The organism is Xanthovirga aplysinae, from assembly GCF_009711365.1.
Classification (GTDB): domain Bacteria; phylum Bacteroidota; class Bacteroidia; order Cytophagales; family Cyclobacteriaceae; genus Xanthovirga; species Xanthovirga aplysinae.
This window is the reverse complement of the sequence record NZ_SMMB01000480.1, coordinates 1-1,849: the sequence shown is the minus strand read 5'-3', so window position 1 is coordinate 1,849 and position 1,849 is coordinate 1. Positions and strand designations below refer to the sequence as shown.

The 1,849-nt window shown below is 32.1% G+C and carries 3 protein-coding genes; all 3 read right to left on the bottom strand.

Going from position 1 to position 1,849, the window contains the following annotated elements; all coding sequences use genetic code 11:
- A partial coding sequence (locus tag E1171_RS24115) for a VOC family protein (RefSeq protein ID WP_425509598.1) occupies positions 1–249 on the bottom strand: 249 nt, incomplete at its 3' end.
- A gap of 76 nt (positions 250–325) precedes the next feature.
- Positions 326–1,141 (bottom strand): AraC family transcriptional regulator, encoded by an 816-nt coding sequence (locus E1171_RS01960; RefSeq protein ID WP_155203558.1) that lies wholly within the window; start codon positions 1,139–1,141, stop codon positions 326–328.
- A gap of 123 nt (positions 1,142–1,264) precedes the next feature.
- Positions 1,265–1,678 carry a hypothetical protein gene (locus E1171_RS01955; RefSeq protein ID WP_155203556.1) on the bottom strand — a complete coding sequence of 138 codons (414 nt, stop codon included), beginning with the start codon at positions 1,676–1,678 and terminating at the stop codon, positions 1,265–1,267.
- Between the last annotated feature and the right edge of the window lie 171 nt (positions 1,679–1,849).

Genomic DNA, 1,849 nt, shown 5'->3' with positions numbered 1-1,849 from the left:
CATTTGCATTTCTTGAATATCTATTTTTTCAATTTTAACCTCCAAAATTGCCTGATAAAATTCGATTGCTCGTGAAATGTCTGTTGCTGGAATTTCAAAAATGGAAATATAACTGTTCATGTTTTTTGCATTTAGATTTAAGGTTGAATCAATCTTTTGTCTTTCTGAATTTAAATTGTTTTTGTTATTACAAGCAACAGAGCCTAAAACTAATATCGCTGTAGAAAGATTAAGTATCGTTCTCTTCATGATTATTAATTATAATGTCAAGACCAAATTATATAAACAATGAGAAACGAAATTGTAAAAATGCGACAGGCTTAATTTATTTGTAGAAAATAGAAGAAAGAGTCATGTTTTCATTCCCTAAAAACTCCTTTGGACTAATTCCGGTAAACTCCTTGAAGTCTTTAATAAAATGTGCTTGGTCATAGTATTCATTTTCATAAGCAATGTTAGTCAGGTTTTCACCTTTTTCGTTAAGCAACATTTTTAAGGCACTTTGTAAGCGAATCACTTTTCCTAATTGTTTTGGGCTGATCCCAATTTGTTTCAAAAAATTTCTTTCAAGTTGTCTTCTTTTGGATAAATCTTCTTTAAGAATACCACCAATAGATGCACTTCCTTTTGTTAGTAAAAGAGTATCAATGGTTGTTCTAACAATGCTGTCAACAGTTGACTGTTCACTTAATTTATTTATAAGAAAACGTTCGATTATCTCTATTCTTTGTTTGGTATTAATCGCTTGAACTATTTCTAGTTCTAATTTTTTGGCAGTTTTTTCTCCGAACAATATTTCGATTGGTGTTTCCTTATTTGCCAATGTCTTAATGGGAACAGTAACGAAATTGGCAAAACCATAAGGATAAAAACGAATTGCAAATGTGTCGACATATCCTGTTGGTTCTATGTAAAAAGGTTCAATGGTTTGCCCAAGTACCATTGCTCTTGGTTGAAGGATAAAGTTATCTTTGGAAGTATATCGTTTGATATCATCTCCTAGAATAAATGCCATTTCTATTGTTCCATCAGGAATTATTCTTTGCTTTTGGGCATCATCTGTTGCAGGAACTTCCAAAGTCCAATAACAACAAATTAACGATTCCAAATCTGGATGGGGTTGAAATGTTTGATAATTCATTGAATGTTTGTTTTTCCTACGTGACAAAGAACATTCTTTGTGAAATTTGCAGCTTGGGATTGCGGTGCGAGCAATAGACGGTTGTTGAATTTACAATTTGTTGTAGGTTGTGATATCCCTTTTTTACTTAATATTTTTATTCTCGTTTAAGTTTTTTTCCATAAGTAGGGCTATTAAAGGAAATTGAAGCCAAAATGAAAAATAGAAGAATGTTAATACCCAATATTTAGGAATAAATTTTAAACCTTCTCCACCTATGATTCCAATAAATATAGTATCATACGTAAACAAGGGTACAGTCAAGTAAAATGCTAACCAAAGAGAGTTTTTAAAATATTCTTTATCAGGAAACATTCTCTTAAGCAAAAATGCCCCTAATGGCACGTACAAAACTGTAACAGCAATAACACCAATTACCTTTGCTTCATAAATCCAGCTTTGGTAGTAATTGGGAAGTCCGACCAATACAAAAAGGCCCCAAGTTAAGAAACTCATCAATAATAGAGCGAGATGGTTTTTCAATGATAGTTTATTCATAGCTATGAATTTATGATTTGATTAATTTGATTCTAGCAAATGTTATCAACTAGTTAATGTTTTCGTTAGTGATTTAAAATGAATGAATTACCTGCCATGGCCCATGTATGAAGCGTACCTTGGGCCATGCTGGTGGCCTTGCCCGGCTATGATTTCAAATATATTGTTGGC